The sequence below is a fragment of the Haloferax sp. Atlit-10N genome (genome assembly GCF_003586325.1).
GTDB classification, from domain to species: domain Archaea; phylum Halobacteriota; class Halobacteria; order Halobacteriales; family Haloferacaceae; genus Haloferax; species Haloferax prahovense.
The window spans coordinates 1-431 of record NZ_PSYX01000200.1 but is presented as its reverse complement, the minus strand read 5'-3'; the positions used below and the strand labels follow the sequence as shown (position 1 = coordinate 431).

The window sequence follows — 431 nt, the reverse complement described above, 5'->3', positions numbered from 1 at the left end:
CAATACCGAGAAACCCGGCCCCGACGAGCAGGCCACTGAGATCGATACCCCAGACGGCGAAGATCGTTGCACCGATGGTGACGAACACGGTGACCTGCCCCAGTCGGAGGAGGATCTCCTCCTGATGTTCGGTGAAGCCGGTAACAGCTTGGCTGAACCGTCCAATCCACCGCTGCATCTGGTCAGACAGGACGAAGGCCAGCATGACGAGAACGACCGTCTGTATCGTCGCCAGTACTGACCGATCGCTCCCGTTGAGGTACGGCCCGACTGTCTGGACGATATCGAGAACGCCCCAGACGATGAGAAACGAGACGACGACGAGAACGACCATCGAGAACTGGGCGATTCTGAGAAACACGCCCCGGATGGTCGTCGGCGTGTAGTCGGCCATGAGCTGCAGCCAGTCCCCGGTTCGGGCCGATGCGACA

Annotated in this window: 1 pseudogene; it reads right to left on the bottom strand. The window is 60.6% G+C overall.

Features of this window, described 5'->3' with window-relative positions:
* Positions 1-431, bottom strand: a pseudogene (locus C5B91_RS21875) (mechanosensitive ion channel family protein); the annotation flags it as partial.